A 14,830-nucleotide genomic window follows, 5' to 3' on the forward strand; every position below is an offset into this window, starting at 1 on the left:
GGGGGGGGGGGGGGGCGCGCGCGGGGGGGGGGGGGGGGGCCCGCGAAGTTACGAAACCCTGTGCCCGCGGCTCACCCCACCCCGTCCCGCATCCCGCTTCGCGGGCTGCGTGCCGACCCTCCCCCTCCAGGGGAGGGTGAAGAGAGCGCCGGCGCTCCGTGCTCCCGGACTATTAGCTGCGATCCATTGTCGGAAACCGTCGCCTTCGTGACCATGTCGCAACTCCGACATTCGTCGATGGCTCATCTAAATCCCAATCAATCCAGCGGCTTGCTGCGGCGCTTCGGCGTTGGCACAGCGGTTGCAATTGCTCATGTCGGACCAACGCAAGGAGCCGATCATGATCATCCTGACCGAACAAGCTGGTAACGCCGTCAAGGCTGCGATGTCGCGGGCGGGCAAGACTGATGGTGGTCTGCGGATCATGGTCGAGGCGGGGGGGTGCGCTGGTTACAAGTACCTGATCGGCCTCGATCCCGCGCCGCGCGACGACGATGCGGTCGTCGAAGCGGCTGGTGTTCGGGTGTTCGTCGATCCGGACTCGCAGCCGCTGCTCAACGGTATGACCATCGACTTCGTCGAGAGCCTGGAAGGCTCCGGCTTTACCTTCGACAACCCCAATGCCGAAAACAAGTGTGGCTGCGGCAAGTCGTTCGGTTGAGGCAGACTTCAGGCAAGTTCAGGCAGGGATGCGCGCGTCATGCTGGATAATCTCGACAGGCTCGACGACCACTTTGTTAGTCCGCGCAATGCCGGCGTGCTGTTGCAGGCCAATGCGGTCGGCTCGTTCGGCACGCTGCGCTGGGGCGACTCGGTCAAGCTGATGCTGCGGATTGATCGGCGAACGAATCGGGTCGACCGCGCGCAGTTCCAGGCTTTCGGCTGCAGCGCGGCGATCGCGGCGGCTTCGGCCACCACCGAGATGCTGAGCGGCAAGAAACTCGACGATGCGGCGGCGATCAGCGCCGCCGACATCGCGGACTATCTCGGCGGCCTGCCGGCGGAGCGGATGTATTGCGCGGTGATGAGCTACGAGGCGTTGCAGCGCGCGATCGTAGCGTATCGCGGCGGCACCGTGCTGCAAAAGACCGATGCGACGCCGTCGTGCAAGTGCCTCGGCGTCAGCCAGATGATGATCGAACGCACCATCCGCTTCAACCGGCTGACCAGCATGGAGCAGGTGACCCAGCACACCAAGGCGGCGGGCAGCTGCAGCTCCTGCTTCAAGCAGATCGAGGGCCTGCTGGCGCGCGTCAATGCCGAGATGGTCGAGGACGGCCTGATCGAAAAGCGCGACGCGTATCAGCTCGGCTCGACGCCGCAGCGCGCGCTCGACCTCAAGCCGCGCGGCGAGCCGCAGCCCGGAACTAACATCTTTTCGGCCAAGATCGCCCCGGCGCATCTGCGCGCGACGCCGCGGCCCGAGCCGGCACGTGCGGCGCCGACGGCGACGACCACGCTCGAACTCGACGCGCCGACGCAGGCGACGCTGATCGCCGAGGCGCTCGACGAGCTGCGCCCGCATCTGAAGCGCGACGGCGGCGATTGCGAACTCGTCAGCATAGAGGGCAACATCGTCTATGTCCGGCTGTCGGGCAATTGCGTCGGCTGCCAGCTCTCCTCGGTGACGCTGTCGGGCGTGCAGGCCAAGCTCGCCGACAAGATCGGGAGGCCGCTGCGCGTGGTGCCGGTGTCATGACGGAGTCCCGCGTCGCACAGCCGCCGGCCAACATCGTCTATCTCGATGCCAACGCGACGACGCGCACCGATCCCCGCGTGGTCGATGCGATGCTGCCGTTCTTCTCCGGTTATTTCGGCAATCCATCGTCGAAGCACGCGCTCGGTGGCCACGCCGCGAGGGCGGTGAAGCGCGGCCGCGAGCAATTGCAGGCGCTGCTCGGCGCCGCGTCGCCGCACGAGCTGATCTTCACCTCCGGCGGCACCGAGAGCATCAACACGGCGATCCTGTCGGCGCTGGAGGCGCTGCCGCGGCGGCGCGAGATCATCACCACGTCGGTCGAGCATCCGGCCGTGATGGCGCTGTGCGCCTGGCTGGAGAAGGCCAAGGGCATTCGCGTTCACGTCGTCCCGGTCGATCGCCAGGGCCGGCTCGATATCGCGGCCTATCGCGCCGCGCTGTCCGATCGCGTCGCGCTGGTGTCGATGATGTGGGCCAACAACGAGACCGGGGTGATCAACCCGATCGCGGATCTGGCCGAACTGGCCAAAGAGGTCGGCGCGCTGTTCCACACCGATGCGGTGCAGGCGGTCGGCAGGTGCCCGATCGATCTGCAATCCACCGCGATCGACATGCTGTCGCTGTCGGGCCACAAGCTGCACGGGCCGAAAGGCATCGGCGCGCTGTATGTCCGCGGCGGCGCGCCGTTCAAGCCGCAGATCAAGGGCGGCCAGCACGAGCGCGGACGTCGCGCCGGAACCGAGAACGTGACTGGCATCGTCGGCCTCGGCATCGCGGCCGAACTCGCCGCCGCGGCGATGGCCGACGAAGACATCCGCGTGCGGGCCCTGCGCGATCGGCTGGAGCGCGAAATCCTGGCGCAGGTCGATCACTGCGTCGCGATCGGCGCCCGCGCCGAGCGGCTGCCGAACACGTCGAGCATCGCGTTCTCGTTCATCGACAGCGAGGCGATCGTGACGCTGCTCGATCGCGCCGGCATTGCGGCGTCGATGGGCTCGGCCTGTTCGACCGGCTCGTTCGAACCCTCGCATGTGCTGCAGGCGATGCAGGTCGCCGAGGATGCGGTGCGCGGCGGCGTGCGGTTCTCGCTGTCGCGCGACAACTCCGACGCCGACATCGATCGCGCGCTCGCGGTGATCCCCGGCGTGATCGCCAAGCTGCGTTCGATCTCGCCGTTCTGCGCCAACCAGGGCGCGCAGCAGTCGCTGGGGCGTGCTCATGTCTGATCTCGCCACATCCGCCGCGTCACGACTCCCGGTCGTCCTCAACGACACCACGCTGCGCGACGGCGAGCAGGCACCCGGCGTTGCCTTCTCGGCCGCCGAGAAGCTCTCGATCGCGCGTGCGCTCGCAGACGCGGGCGTGCCGGAGATCGAGGCCGGAACGCCGGCGATGGGGCTCGATGAGATCGCGGCGATCCGCGCCATCGCCGAGGCCGGCCTGCCGCTCACCACGATCGCCTGGTGCCGGATGCGCACCGAAGACGTCGACGCGGCGCTGGCGGCCGGCGTGACGATGGTCAACGTCTCGGTGCCGGTGTCGGACGTCCAGATCGCCGCCAAGCTCGGCGGCAAGCGCAGCAACGCGATCGAGACGGTGAAGCGCGTGGTGGGATACGCGCGCGACCGGGGGCTGGACGTTGCGGTCGGCGGCGAGGACTCCTCGCGGGCCGATCAGGAGTTTCTCGCCGAAGTGATCGCGACCGCGAAGGCGGCCGGCGCGCGGCGCTTCCGCATCGCCGATACGCTCAGCGTGCTCGATCCGTTCAGCAGCTTCAAGCTGCTCGCGGCGCTGCGTGCAGCCACCGATCTCGAACTCGAATTCCACGGTCACGACGATCTCGGCCTCGCCACCGCCAACACGCTGGCGGCTGTGCAGGCCGGCGCCACCCATGCGTCCGTCACGGTGATCGGCCTCGGCGAACGCGCCGGCAATGCGCCGCTCGAAGAAGTCGCGGTGGCGCTGAAGCAACTCTACGGTCGCGACACCGGCATCGTGCTGTCGGAACTGCGCCACGTCGCCGATGTGGTGGCCGAAGCCGCGGCGCGGGCCATCCCGCTCAACAAGGCGATCGTCGGCGAACACGTCTTCACCCATGAATCCGGCATTCATGTCGACGGCCTGCTCAAGGATCAGCGCACCTACCAGTCGCTCGATCCGCTGCTGCTCGGCCGCTCCAACCGGATCGTCATCGGCAAGCACTCCGGCCTGTCGGCGATCACCTCGTCGCTGGCCCGGCTCAACCTGCCGGCGACCGCCGACGAGGCGCAGGGCATTCTGGCGCAAGTGCGTCGCTACGCGGTCGCCCACAAGGGCCCGGTCGGCAATGAGACATTAACGGCAATCTGGCGCGAAGTCCGCGACCGGCCGCTGCCGAGCTGTGCGTGAGATGGCGGAGTTGGTCACCATCAGGCGTCCACGTTCAACCGTCATTGCGAGCGAAGCGAAGCAATCCAGAAGCGCCGTGGACCGGGCTGGATTGCTTCGTCGCTGCGCTCCTCGCAATGACGGCGGGGAGGGGCTGGCGGTGAACCTCAAACGAAGGAGACTGACATGAGCGCGTCCCTGGCGACCACGACCGAGCCCGCCGATATCATCGGCCAGTTGCAGCGCGCCGGTTCGGCGGAAGAGTTCTTCCAGCTGCTCGGCGTCGACTACGACCCCAAGCTGCTCAACGTCGCCCGTCTGCACATTCTCAAGCGGATGGGCCAGTATCTCGCCGGCGAGGATCTCACCGGCCTGCCGCAGGGCGAAGCGGCGGCGCGTTGCAAGGCGGTGCTCGAACGCGCCTACGCCGACTTCCTCGCCTCGTCGCCGCTCGATCAGCGCGTCTTCAAGGTGCTCAAGGACGCAGTGGCGCCGAAGTCGCCGCGCAAGGCGGCGTTCGTGTCGCTCGACGCGCTGAAGTAACCGCGGCGTACACCTCACCGAAAATACTTACCTTTCCGTCATGGCCGGGCTTGTCCCGGCCATCTGCGTCTTTTCCGGCTCTCCCTCCGCAAGGCGTGGATGCCCGGGACAAGGCCGGGCATGACGGCGCGTTGCGGATCAACCTCGCCGAACGCGCTGTCGCCTTCCTGACAAGTGTCACACTTGTCGGGTCGCCTTCATGGCGAAAGCCTGTCGGGCTTCGCGACAGATCGGCCAATGCCTTGCTTTCCCGAATGAATCCGGTGCGTCGCGAAGTTGGTACGGGGCTTGCTGATAGGTCTCTGTCAGCTTAGCGCGGAGCACATCATGCATATCGTCGTTTGTATCAAGCAGGTTCCGGACTCGGCGCAGATCCGCGTGCATCCGGTCACCAACACGATCATGCGCCAGGGCGTCCCGACCATCATCAATCCTTATGATCTGTTCGCGCTCGAAGAGGCGCTGCGGCTGCGCGACAAGCTCGGCGGCGAGGTCACGGTGCTGACCATGGGACCGCCCTCGGCCGAGGACTCCTTGCGCAAGGCGTTGACCATTGGCGCCAATCGCGCGGTGCTGCTGACCGACCGTTTCTTTGCCGGCGCCGACACGCTCGCCACCAGCTACGCGCTCGCCGCCGCGATCCGCAAGATCGGCGCGACCTTCGGGGCGCCCGATATCGTGTTCACCGGCAAGCAGACGATCGATGGCGACACAGCGCAGGTCGGCCCGGGCATCTGCAAGCGGCTCGACTTCCTGCAGCTCACTTACGTCTCGAAGGTCTGCTCGGTCGATCTCGCCGGCCGCACCATCGAGGTCGAGCGCCGCTCCGAGGGCGGCGTGCAGGTGCTGCGCAGCAATCTGCCCTGCCTGATCACGATGCTGGAAGGCACCAACGAGGTGCGCCGCGGCTCGATGCAGAATGCGCTGAACGCCGCCCGCGCCGAGATGGTGAAGTGGAGCGCGCAGGATGCCGGCGTCGAGGATATCTCGAAGTGCGGCCTGCGCGGCTCGCCGACCGTGGTGAAGCGCGTGTTCGCGCCGACGCCGCGCGCCGAGAAGGCCAAGGTCGTCGAGGCCGCGGGCCAGCCGCCGGCCGAGGCGCTGATCGACGAAATTTTCAAGCTCCGCCCCAAGCTCGAAGCCGAGATGTTCGAGCTGGCCCGCGGATTCTGACACCTCTTACAAGAAAGCCGTTGCGATGAGCCAGCCAGCCAAGCCTGCACCGCAGCCCGCCGGACGCGCCTCCGCCAAGAAGGAGCTGTCCGAGCACTTCAAGCAATACAAGCACGTCTGGGTCTTCATCGAGCAGGAGCGCGGCCACGTGCATCCGGTGTCGTGGGAGCTGATGGGCTCCGGCCGCCGGCTCGCCGACAAGCTCGGTGTCCAGCTCGCCGCCGTGGTGATCGGCCCGAAGGGCGAGGCGACGCAGGCCGCGGTGGCGGAGTCGTTCTGCTACGGCGCCGACCTCGCTTACATCTGCGCCGACGACGTGCTCACCGATTATCGCAACGAGTCCTACACCAAGGCGCTGACCGATCTGGTCAACACCTACAAGCCGGAGATCCTGCTGCTCGGCGCCACCACGCTCGGTCGCGACCTCGCCGGTGCGGTGGCGACCACGCTGCTCACTGGCCTCACCGCCGACTGCACCGAACTCGAAGTCGACGCCGACAATTCGCTCGCCGCGACCCGGCCCACGTTTGGCGGCTCGCTGCTGTGCACGATCTACACGCTGAACTTCCGTCCGCAGATGGCGACCGTGCGGCCGCGCGTGATGTCGATGCCCGACCGGGTCGAGAAGCCGGTCGGCCGCGTCATCGAATTTCCGCTCGGCCTGGTCGAGGCCGATATCGTCACCAAGATCCTGGCCTTCGTGCCGGATCGCGACAAGGCGACGTCGAACCTCGCTTATGCCGACATCGTCGTCGCCGGCGGTCTCGGGCTGAATTCGCCCGAGAACTTCCAGCTCGTGCGCCAGCTCGCCAGCGTGCTCGGGGCCGAATACGGCTGCTCGCGGCCGCTGGTGCAGAAGGGCTGGGTCTCGGCAGACCGCCAGATCGGCCAAACCGGCAAGACCATCCGGCCGAAGCTCTACATCGCGGCCGGCATCTCCGGCGCGATTCAGCACCGCGTCGGCGTCGACGGCTCCGACCTGATCGTCGCCATCAACACCGACAAGAACGCGCCGATCTTCGACTTCGCCCATCTCGCTCTCGTCACCGATGCGATCCGGCTGTTGCCGGCGCTCACCGAGGCGTTCCGCAAGCGGCTGTCGCCGCACACCCGCGACCGGATCGCAAGCTAACAGGAGGCTGCCATGATCGAGGAACGTTTCGACGCCATCGTGGTCGGCGCCGGCATGGCCGGCAATGCCGCCGCGCTGACGATGGCCAAGCGCGGCCTGAAGGTGCTGCAGATCGAGCGCGGTGAGTATCCCGGCTCGAAGAACGTGCAGGGCGCCATTCTCTACGCCGACATGCTGGAAAAGCTGGTGCCCGACTTCCGCGAGGATGCACCGCTGGAGCGGCATCTGGTCGAGCAGCGGTTCTGGATGATGGACGGCAAGTCGCACACCGGCCTGCACCATCGCTCGGACGACTTCAACGAAGAGAAGCCGAACCGCTACACCATCATCCGCGCGCAGTTCGACAAATGGCTGTCGAGCCGCGCGCAGGAAGCCGGCGCGATCGTGCTGTGCGAGACCACCGTCAAGGAACTGGTGCAGGACGCCTACGGCAAGGTGATCGGCGTGATCACCGACCGTGACGGCGGCGAGGTCCATGCCGACGTCGTGGTGCTGGCGGAGGGCGTCAACGGCCTGCTCGGCACCAAGGCGGAGCTGCGCGCGCGGCCGACGCCGGAGAACGTCGCGCTGGCCGTGAAGGAGATGCACTTCCTGCCGCGCGAGACCATCGAGGCGCGCTTCAATCTGAAGGGCGACGAAGGCGTGGTGATCGAAGCCGCCGGCACGATCTCCGCCGGCATGACCGGCATGGGCTTCATCTACACCAACAAGGAGTCGATCTCGGTCGGTATCGGCTGTCTGGTCTCCGATTTCCAGAAGTCCGGAGAGACGCCCTACGATCTGCTCGACCGCTTCAAGAAACACCCTTCGGTCGCGCCGTTGCTCGAGGGGTCGGAAGTCAAGGAATATGCCGGACATCTGATTCCGGAAGGCGGCTACAACGCGATCCCGCAGCTCTACGGCGACGGCTGGGTCGTGGTCGGCGACGCCGCGCAGCTCAACAATGCGATGCACCGCGAGGGCTCGAACCTGGCGATGACATCGGGACGGATCGCCGGCGAGGCGATCTTCCAGGTCAAGTCGCGCAAGGATCCGATGACCAAGGAGAACCTGGCGCTCTACAAGAAGATGCTGGACGACAGCTTCGTCATCAAGGATCTGAAGAAGTACAAGGATATGCCGGGCCTGCTGCATATCCAGTCGCAGAACTTCTTCCTGACCTATCCGCAGCTCGTCAACAAGGCGCTGCAGAACTTCGTCCGGGTCGACGGCACGCCGAAGCTGGAGAAAGAGAAGACCACGATCAAGTCGTTCGTTTCGGCGCGGTCGTGGGGCGGGTTGTTCGGCGACGCGTTCCGCTTCGCGCGGGCGTGGCGCTGAGCGTAGCAAGCGATAGTTCAGGAATTGGAGAGGCCAATCATGACCACGGAAGCCCCCATTCGGGTCGAAGACAAGCTGTTCCAGAACCGCTATCTGGTCGACGTCGGCAACGCCCACATCAAGGTGAAGCCGCACACCAAGCCGTCGCCGCAATTGCTGGCGCTACTGAAAGTATGCCCGGCGCATTGCTACGAGCTGAATTCTAACGGCCAGGTCGAAGTGACGCCCGACGGCTGCGTCGAATGCGGCACCTGCCGGGTGATCGCCGAGGGCGGCGGCGAGCTCGAATGGAACTACCCGCGCGGCGGCTACGGCGTGCTGTTCAAGTTCGGCTGAGCGTAATCAACGTCGAGAGCGGGACGGCCGAGACGGCGGCCCCGCGCCTCACTCCCACGCCTTATTCCCGCGCCGAGCGGAACAGGCCGGGAGTCACACCGAGTTGTTTGCGGAACACCTCCGACAAATGGCTCTGGCTCGAGAAGCCCGATTCCAAGGCGACCTCGACGATCGGCAGGTCGGTCGAGGCGAGCAGGTCCTTGGCTTTCAGAATCCGGCGCGAAACGACGTACTGGTGAACGCTCATGCCGAGGCGTTGATTGAAAGCGCGCGACAACGATCTCGGGGAAAGGCCGGCTTCCCGCGCGAGGGCCTCGAGCGGCAGGTCATCGGCGATCCGCTCGGCGATCAGTTGGCAAACGCGTCGCAGCGCGTGCTCCGGCGCCGCAGGAGCGTCGCCCTCGAATGCCGAGGAGCGGCCCGCCGCCGTGTAGTTGCGGACGACGTGTGCGTAGGCCGCGTGGGCGAGTTCATCCGCATAATAGCGTGCCCCGGCGTCCTCGGGCAGCCGTAACATTTTCAGGACGGCGAGGGCCAATTGCTCGAGCAGGGGATCGTGCACGCCCAGCGGCACGTCCAGTTCCACCCGCCCCACATGCTCGCTGCATAGCCGCGCGGCCGCCTCGTCCAGCAGATCCTGGCGAAGATACAGGGTCAGCATCTCCGAGCGGCCATGACGGTGCCATTCACTCGCCTCCAGCGCGGGAATGAGGTGGAATTGCCGCGGCCGAAGGGTGGTGGTTTCGACGGCGCCGCCGCCGCCGACGCGCTTCCGGATCCGGGCGGGTTGGCTGACGCAATAGCCGAGGCACGGGTTGCCGATCGGCGCGAGTTCACCGCACCAGGTATCGACCGCAATCAGTGCCGCTTGGATGTTGGACCATCCACGGCCACTGCTGCTCGCCAGCGTCGCGTTGCGTGGCCAAGAACCAATATCGTGCATGCGCATTCCGGACTCCTGGTCGCCGAGGCCTGCGCCCGGCCCGAGATCAGCGAAGCGATCTTCGATTGACCGAATTCTGTTAGCCATCGGCCGGATTATGGAAGAGGCCGAACTATCACGCGGCCAATATGAATGAAGGTCAAGCTGAGCGTTGGCTCAAATGCCGGCAGCAGCTGCCGAATTCGTAGCTGTTCTGCCGACTACGCGAGCAGGCGATGCAAAACGCAGGACCCGAGGTTTCAACTGATCGAAATGCAACCCCGCTCAGTGCGGGGAAATGAGGTCGATATGCCGTCTCTTTTCAGCGAGTTGAAAGTACGTGACGTGACCTTGCGAAACCGCATAGCGGTCTCGCCGATGACGCAATTTTCCTCTCCGGACGGTATCGTCACCGACTGGCATTTGGCCCATCTCGGGTCCAAGGCTGTGGGCGGCGCCGGAATGGTCGTGGTCGAGCAGGCGGCGGTCTCGCCTGAAGGCCGGATGTCGACGACCTGCGCCGGCCTGTGGAACGATGAGCAGGGCGTCGCGCTCGCGCGTCTCGCCGGCTTCGTCAGCTCGGTCGGCTGCGTGCCCGGAATTCAGCTCGGCCATTCCGGTCGACGGGGATGCGTGGAGGCGCCCTGGTTGGGCGGCGGCCATCTTCCTGCGGACCATCCCGATGCCTGGGAAATGATAGGCCCGTCCGCGGTGGCGTTCGGCGGCGTCATGCACCGCACGCCCCGTGAAATGACGCTGGACGATATCGCCGCCATGGCCCGCAACTACGCTGCGGCAGCGCGGCGGGCGCGCGAGGCCGGCTTCGCGTGGCTGGAGATACACGCCGCGCACGGTTTTCTGCTGTCGAGCTTCTTCTCGCCGCTCTCCAATCATCGCACCGACCAGTATGGCGGCGACTTCGCGGGGCGAAGCCGCTTTCTGTTGGAGGTGGTCGATGCGGTGCGCGCGGAGTGGCCGGATCGGCTTCCGCTCTCGATGCGCTTCGGCGTGACGGAGTTTGCGCCGGGTAGCCAGACCATCGAGGAATCGGTGGCGCTGGCCCGCATGCTGAAGCCGCGTGGTGTCGATCTCGTCGACGTCTCCTTCGGTGGCAACTCGGGACAGGCGCAGACGCCGTGGGATGCCGAAGGCTTCATGGTGCCGGCGGCGGAGCGCATCCGCAGGGAAGCGGACATCCTCACTGCCGCGAACTGGAATCTGGCCGACCCGCATTTTGCCGATGCCATCGTGCGCGAGGCGCGGGTCGACCTGGTGATGCTCGGCCGCCCGATGCTCGCCAATCCTCATTGGCCGGTCTACGCCGCCATGGTGCTCGGCCACGAGCGCCCCTACGACCTGCTGCCGGTCCAGTTCAGTACCTGGCTCAACAAGTACCAGCGCAGCCGTGTCAACGACGGCTTCGGCCACATCACCGGCCGGGCGACGGTGCCGGAAATTGCTGCCGCCGAATGAGCGGCCTTCGACAACACCCTCCCTCCCATCTCCAGTATGGAATGAAACCGATGTCCGCACTCAAGATGTCCTTACACGACGAGCCCGCGAAGGAAGCCGTACTACCTGCCGCGCGGCTCGGCTGGATTCTCGCCGCCGTCCAGGCGCTGATCTACGGCTCCTTCATCGCGACCTTCATCATCTCCCCGGCGAGCATGACGCGGCCGCTGGCTCCAGGACTTTCTATCACCGTCGCAGTGGTCTTCGGCCTCTGCGTGGTGTTCTCGACCATCGCCCTCGCGGGACTCTACGTCCTGATCGCCAATCGCACAGCCACCGAACGGGGAGAGTGACGCCATGAATGCTGGCAAGACTGCCAAGATTGCAACGACCCTTGCGGTCCTTCTCCCGGTGCTCGTGACCGGGACTTCCGCGCTCGCCGCAGAGCCGGCCGGCGGCGGCGCCAACGCCACCGCAATCTCTTTGTTTGTCGCCATCGTGCTGGTGACGCTGGGCATCACGGCGTGGGCCGCGAAGCGCACCCGATCGACCTCCGATTTCTACGCGGCCGGCGGTCAAATCTCGGGCTTCCAGAACGGCATCGCGCTGGCTGGCGACTTCATCTCTGCCGGTGCGCTGCTCGGCCTCGCGGGTCTGGTGTTCGCGTCCGGGTTCGACGGACTCATCTTCGCGGTCGGCTACTCCACGGGATTGCCGCTGGTGGTGTTCCTGGTGGCGGAGCGCTTGCGAAGACTCGGCCGCTTCACCATTGCCGACGTGCTCGCCACCCGGCTCGACGAACGGCCGATTCGCATCTTCACGGCCTTCGCGACTCTGGTGATTGTCGTCTTCTACCTGATTGCCCAGATGGTGGGAGCAGGGCAACTGATCCGGTTGCTGTTCGGCTTCGACTACATCTATGCCCAGCTTCTGGTCGGCGCCCTGATGATCTGCTACGTCGTGTTCGGCGGCATGATGGCGACGACATGGGTGCAGATCATCAAGGCCGCGATGCTGATCGGCGCGGGGTTGATCATGACGATCGCCGTGCTCGCCCATTTCGGCTTCAGCTACGATGCCGTTATCGCGCGCGCCATCGCCGTGCATCCTCGGCACGAAGCCATGATGTCGCCGCAGGTGTTCTCCGGAGGCACCCTGCAGACCATCTCGCTCGGTCTCACCCTGATGCTCGGCACCGCCGGCCTGCCCCACGTCCTGATGCGCTTCTTCACCGTTCCGGACGCCCGTGCAGCCCGCGTTTCGGTGTTCTGGGGAACGCTGTGCGTGAGCGGGTTCTTCGCGCTCATCTTCGTCCTCGGCTTCGGCGCGCTCGCTATCATCGGCGGCGACCCGAGCTACGTCGATGCGAACGGAGCGGTGCGCGGCGGCGGCAACATGGCCACCATCCACCTCGCACACGCCCTGGGCGGCAATCCGCTGATGGGGATCGTCTCGGCGGTGTCGTTCGCCACCATCCTCGCGGTCGTGGCGGGCCTGACGCTGGCGGGCGCCTCGTCCGTTTCGCACGATCTCTACGCCCGGATCCTCCGCCGCGGACGATCCAGCGAAGCCAGCGAGATCATGATCTCCCGCTTCGCAACCGTCGGGCTCGGGCTGCTCTCGGTGGCGCTCGGCATCGTGTTCCAGACGCAGAACGTCGCCTACATGATCAGCCTTGCCTATGCCATCGCCTGCAGTTCGACGCTGCCGCTGCTGCTGCTGACGTTGTACTGGGGCGGGTTGACGACGCGCGGCGCCATCAGCGGCGGCATGGTCGGCCTCGGCGCGGCGGTGATCCTCACGGTCCTCGGCCCCCCGGTATGGGTCAAGGTGCTCGGCAACGCGGCGCCGATCTTCCCGATCGATCCGCCGACCATCGTCTCCATGCCGCTGGCCTTCTTCACCGCCTGGTTCGTATCGGTGATGAGCCGCCGGACCGAGCAAGTATCGATGGCCACCGGCCTGGAAGCTGCGGAATAAAGCGGCACTGAGAACGATCGCAGAATCGACCGCCGGACGATTGTCGAAATCGCCCGGCGGTCGTCCGTCTGATCTTCAGGCTGCCGAGGTCAGCGCCTGTTGCACGCCGAGCCGGCGCGGCTGCACCCCGAGGCCGCGCCGCGCAAGCCATTGCTGCACCCGCGGCGAGTCGATCATCGCCTCTTCGGCGAGGCCGTTGGTGAATTCGCGCCAACTCGCCAGGCGACGCTCCGGCACGCCGACCACGACGGGAATCCCCAGATCCACCGCTTCGGTGATCGCGTCGGCGAGGCCGCCGCCGGTGGCTTCGAGCTGGCCGAATTTGTTGACGATCAGCAGTTCAGGGCACTTCTGGAATGCCGCGCTGATCAGCGCGGCCGCGTCCTGCATGGCGGTTGGATCAACCCGGCAACCGCTCGCCTGCGGGGTCTGGTCATCGGCAAGCTGCAGGATAATGCGCGACGACAGCTCCTCGATTTCCATATCGCAGCGCGGGGTTCCGTCGCGCGTGGCGTGATAGGCGACGATCCCGGCTAACGGGACGCCGCTGTCACGCAGCCGGTAGCCCAGCTCCGAAATCGTCCGGCAGGCTGCGGCGCCGTCCGAATAGACGAGCGCAAGAATCGAAGGTCTGCCGCTTCGGCCGAGAGTGTACCCCATCGTGTCCCGCCACGCTCCAATAAGACTTTCGCAGCATCGAAATGCCAGAATCGGCGCGGCCCGGCTTTGCGACAAATCAATCTCGTGAGCGGACGTGAAACGACAGAAAATGTCTCAGTGCAGTACGAACGCGAAGACCGTCTAAGTCATCCGCCGAGCGAGGGCCCTCACGAAGGGTTCGCGTACAAGCTGTTCGGCTATGCGTTCGGCACGACAAAGGGCGCCTCGCGACAGCGCGGCGCCCGGTTTGGTCGATATCAGGCTAGACGACGTCTGGAGCGTCCCGCGGAGAATTAGTTCGCGCCGAGCAGCGACTGCGTCGTGCGCTGACCGGAAGGCGTCAGCATCGAACGTAGCTTGGCGTAGATCCGGACGGCGAGGCCGATCAGCTTCGGCTGGGTGCGGCGACAGAACGCGATCTTGCGGATGTGGCCTTCGACATGCCAGCGCGCGCTGGCGCCGTCCTTGAAGAAGATCACGTCACCCGGCCCGTAGCGCTTTGCCGGCAGACCGTCGCCCTCGATCACCACCGAGCCTTCGAGGATGCAGATCGTTTCGTCGATGTCGTAGTGCCACTCGAACTTGCCCTCGGTGCAGTGCCAGATGATCGTCGAGGCCATGCCGTCGGCGCTGCGTGACAGGGGGCAGTTGGTCGCCACCGGATTGCCTTCGAGAATCCACGACGGCTCGATCGGTGCGGGCTTCAATTCGACTTGCGTCGTGGCGGTGAGGATCAGATTGCTGGTCATCCGGTCGGCTCCTCTGAGGTGCTACGGTTCATTGGTGTGATGCTGGGATGTCGAATGGAATTCAGGCGGCCTGCAATTGAAGGCGACGAAGAACGAGACGCTCGATGGTCTCGACCGACGTGAAGTTCTCGGGAGTGATCTCGGATTGCGGCAGCATGAGATCGAACGCCGCCTCGACGCCGAGCATCAGATTGACCATCTCCATCGAGGTCAGTCCGGCATCGGCCAGGCGCGTGTCGGGCTGCACGGGGCCGGAGGCCGCGTTCTGTGCGAGGATCGACTGCACCAATTCGAGGATTGTGGTCTGAACGGCAGTGGATGTGCCGGCCTGCATGGCTACCTCCGGGGCGGTGTTTCGCGCGCGTGGCCAAATCCCTCGCGTCGCGTATTTTGATTAGTCGAGATGTAATCGCAGAAAACTTGCGGAAACAATTGCGGCGCATTGTCCGCATCGGCTTTCGAATTTTAACGCTAACGGGAAACCCGCGATTTCTCGG

The 14,830-nt window shown here is 65.7% G+C and carries 16 protein-coding genes; 12 read left to right on the plus strand and 4 right to left on the minus strand.

Annotated features, from left to right (window positions below; translation table 11 throughout):
• Positions 1 to 340: 340 nt before the first annotated feature.
• From LPW26_RS13155 to LPW26_RS13195, 9 genes are all read left to right on the plus strand, one after another.
• Positions 341 to 661 (plus strand): HesB/IscA family protein, encoded by a 321-nt coding sequence (locus LPW26_RS13155; protein WP_238735819.1) that lies wholly within the window; start codon positions 341 to 343, stop codon positions 659 to 661.
• A gap of 39 nt (positions 662 to 700) precedes the next feature.
• A complete protein-coding gene (nifU, locus tag LPW26_RS13160) occupies positions 701 to 1,699 on the plus strand; it encodes a Fe-S cluster assembly protein NifU (RefSeq protein ID WP_238735822.1) in 999 nt (332 codons plus the stop codon).
• A complete protein-coding gene (nifS, locus tag LPW26_RS13165) occupies positions 1,696 to 2,925 on the plus strand; it encodes a cysteine desulfurase NifS (protein WP_238735824.1) in 1,230 nt (409 codons plus the stop codon). The genes nifU and nifS overlap by 4 nt, the downstream gene beginning before the upstream one ends.
• Positions 2,918 to 4,087: a homocitrate synthase gene (nifV, locus tag LPW26_RS13170; protein WP_238735829.1), complete on the plus strand. Its 1,170-nt coding sequence runs from the start codon at positions 2,918 to 2,920 to the stop codon at positions 4,085 to 4,087. Before nifS ends, nifV begins: the two co-directional genes overlap by 8 nt.
• A 165-nt stretch (positions 4,088 to 4,252) precedes the next feature.
• Complete coding sequence (gene nifW, locus LPW26_RS13175) at positions 4,253 to 4,609, plus strand: nitrogenase stabilizing/protective protein NifW (RefSeq protein ID WP_238735831.1); 357 nt, start codon at positions 4,253 to 4,255, stop codon at positions 4,607 to 4,609.
• A gap of 327 nt (positions 4,610 to 4,936) precedes the next feature.
• Positions 4,937 to 5,782, plus strand: a complete 846-nt coding sequence (locus LPW26_RS13180) for an electron transfer flavoprotein subunit beta/FixA family protein (protein ID WP_238735833.1) — start codon at positions 4,937 to 4,939, stop codon at positions 5,780 to 5,782.
• 25 nt (positions 5,783 to 5,807) lie between these two features.
• Positions 5,808 to 6,914: an electron transfer flavoprotein subunit alpha/FixB family protein gene (locus LPW26_RS13185; protein ID WP_238735835.1), complete on the plus strand. Its 1,107-nt coding sequence runs from the start codon at positions 5,808 to 5,810 to the stop codon at positions 6,912 to 6,914.
• A gap of 12 nt (positions 6,915 to 6,926) precedes the next feature.
• The gene (locus LPW26_RS13190) at positions 6,927 to 8,234 is read left to right on the plus strand and encodes an FAD-dependent monooxygenase (protein ID WP_238735836.1); all 1,308 of its coding nucleotides are present in this window, start codon (positions 6,927 to 6,929) and stop codon (positions 8,232 to 8,234) included.
• A gap of 39 nt (positions 8,235 to 8,273) precedes the next feature.
• A complete protein-coding gene (locus LPW26_RS13195; protein ID WP_238735837.1) occupies positions 8,274 to 8,570 on the plus strand; it encodes a ferredoxin family protein in 297 nt (98 codons plus the stop codon).
• Between the two features lie 61 nt (positions 8,571 to 8,631).
• Here the strand turns inward: LPW26_RS13195 and LPW26_RS13200 are convergent, their stop codons facing one another.
• Positions 8,632 to 9,519 carry a helix-turn-helix domain-containing protein gene (locus LPW26_RS13200; protein WP_238735838.1) on the minus strand — a complete coding sequence of 296 codons (888 nt, stop codon included), beginning with the start codon at positions 9,517 to 9,519 and terminating at the stop codon, positions 8,632 to 8,634.
• Positions 9,520 to 9,801: 282 nt separating this feature from the next.
• Here LPW26_RS13200 and LPW26_RS13205 point away from each other — a divergent pair, with 282 nt between their 5' ends.
• Genes LPW26_RS13205 through LPW26_RS13215 form a run of 3 tightly spaced genes read left to right on the plus strand, consistent with a single transcriptional unit; the run spans position 9,802 to position 12,924 of the window.
• Positions 9,802 to 10,965, plus strand: a complete 1,164-nt coding sequence (locus LPW26_RS13205) for an NADH:flavin oxidoreductase/NADH oxidase (protein WP_238735839.1) — start codon at positions 9,802 to 9,804, stop codon at positions 10,963 to 10,965.
• A gap of 50 nt (positions 10,966 to 11,015) precedes the next feature.
• On the plus strand, positions 11,016 to 11,297 hold the full coding sequence (locus LPW26_RS13210) for a DUF485 domain-containing protein (protein ID WP_238735840.1): 282 nt from the start codon (positions 11,016 to 11,018) through the stop codon (positions 11,295 to 11,297).
• Between the two features lie 4 nt (positions 11,298 to 11,301).
• Positions 11,302 to 12,924: a sodium:solute symporter family transporter gene (locus tag LPW26_RS13215; protein ID WP_249785178.1), complete on the plus strand. Its 1,623-nt coding sequence runs from the start codon at positions 11,302 to 11,304 to the stop codon at positions 12,922 to 12,924.
• A 75-nt stretch (positions 12,925 to 12,999) separates the two neighbouring features.
• Here LPW26_RS13215 and LPW26_RS13220 read toward each other — a convergent pair whose 3' ends face one another.
• The 3 genes from LPW26_RS13220 to LPW26_RS13230 form a co-directional block, all read right to left on the minus strand.
• Positions 13,000 to 13,659 (minus strand): DUF2478 domain-containing protein, encoded by a 660-nt coding sequence (locus LPW26_RS13220; protein WP_238735842.1) that lies wholly within the window; start codon positions 13,657 to 13,659, stop codon positions 13,000 to 13,002.
• Between the two features lie 218 nt (positions 13,660 to 13,877).
• Positions 13,878 to 14,333, minus strand: a complete 456-nt coding sequence (locus LPW26_RS13225; protein ID WP_238735843.1) for a cupin domain-containing protein — start codon at positions 14,331 to 14,333, stop codon at positions 13,878 to 13,880.
• A gap of 61 nt (positions 14,334 to 14,394) precedes the next feature.
• The gene (locus LPW26_RS13230) at positions 14,395 to 14,667 is read right to left on the minus strand and encodes a phosphopantetheine-binding protein (RefSeq protein ID WP_238735844.1); all 273 of its coding nucleotides are present in this window, start codon (positions 14,665 to 14,667) and stop codon (positions 14,395 to 14,397) included.
• Between the last annotated feature and the right edge of the window lie 163 nt (positions 14,668 to 14,830).

The sequence above is a fragment of the Rhodopseudomonas infernalis genome (assembly GCF_022271405.1).
GTDB classification, from domain to species: domain Bacteria; phylum Pseudomonadota; class Alphaproteobacteria; order Rhizobiales; family Xanthobacteraceae; genus Rhodopseudomonas; species Rhodopseudomonas infernalis.

Bases quoted from the DNA above. Each gene is read 5' to 3' on its own strand.
- LPW26_RS13155 (WP_238735819.1), top strand. From the start codon at position 341: ATGATCATCCTGACCGAACAAGCTGGTAACGCCGTCAAGGCTGCGATG.
- LPW26_RS13195 (WP_238735837.1), top strand. From the start codon at position 8,274: ATGACCACGGAAGCCCCCATTCGGGTCGAAGACAAGCTGTTCCAGAAC.
- LPW26_RS13205 (WP_238735839.1), top strand. From the start codon at position 9,802: ATGCCGTCTCTTTTCAGCGAGTTGAAAGTACGTGACGTGACCTTGCGA.
- nifW (WP_238735831.1), top strand. From the start codon at position 4,253: ATGAGCGCGTCCCTGGCGACCACGACCGAGCCCGCCGATATCATCGGC.
- LPW26_RS13200 (WP_238735838.1), bottom strand. From the start codon at position 9,519: ATGCGCATGCACGATATTGGTTCTTGGCCACGCAACGCGACGCTGGCG.
- LPW26_RS13185 (WP_238735835.1), top strand. From the start codon at position 5,808: ATGAGCCAGCCAGCCAAGCCTGCACCGCAGCCCGCCGGACGCGCCTCC.
- LPW26_RS13210 (WP_238735840.1), top strand. From the start codon at position 11,016: ATGTCCGCACTCAAGATGTCCTTACACGACGAGCCCGCGAAGGAAGCC.
- nifU (WP_238735822.1), top strand. From the start codon at position 701: ATGCTGGATAATCTCGACAGGCTCGACGACCACTTTGTTAGTCCGCGC.
- nifS (WP_238735824.1), top strand. From the start codon at position 1,696: ATGACGGAGTCCCGCGTCGCACAGCCGCCGGCCAACATCGTCTATCTC.
- LPW26_RS13225 (WP_238735843.1), bottom strand. From the start codon at position 14,333: ATGACCAGCAATCTGATCCTCACCGCCACGACGCAAGTCGAATTGAAG.
- LPW26_RS13190 (WP_238735836.1), top strand. From the start codon at position 6,927: ATGATCGAGGAACGTTTCGACGCCATCGTGGTCGGCGCCGGCATGGCC.
- LPW26_RS13215 (WP_249785178.1), top strand. From the start codon at position 11,302: ATGAATGCTGGCAAGACTGCCAAGATTGCAACGACCCTTGCGGTCCTT.
- LPW26_RS13230 (WP_238735844.1), bottom strand. From the start codon at position 14,667: ATGCAGGCCGGCACATCCACTGCCGTTCAGACCACAATCCTCGAATTG.
- LPW26_RS13180 (WP_238735833.1), top strand. From the start codon at position 4,937: ATGCATATCGTCGTTTGTATCAAGCAGGTTCCGGACTCGGCGCAGATC.
- nifV (WP_238735829.1), top strand. From the start codon at position 2,918: ATGTCTGATCTCGCCACATCCGCCGCGTCACGACTCCCGGTCGTCCTC.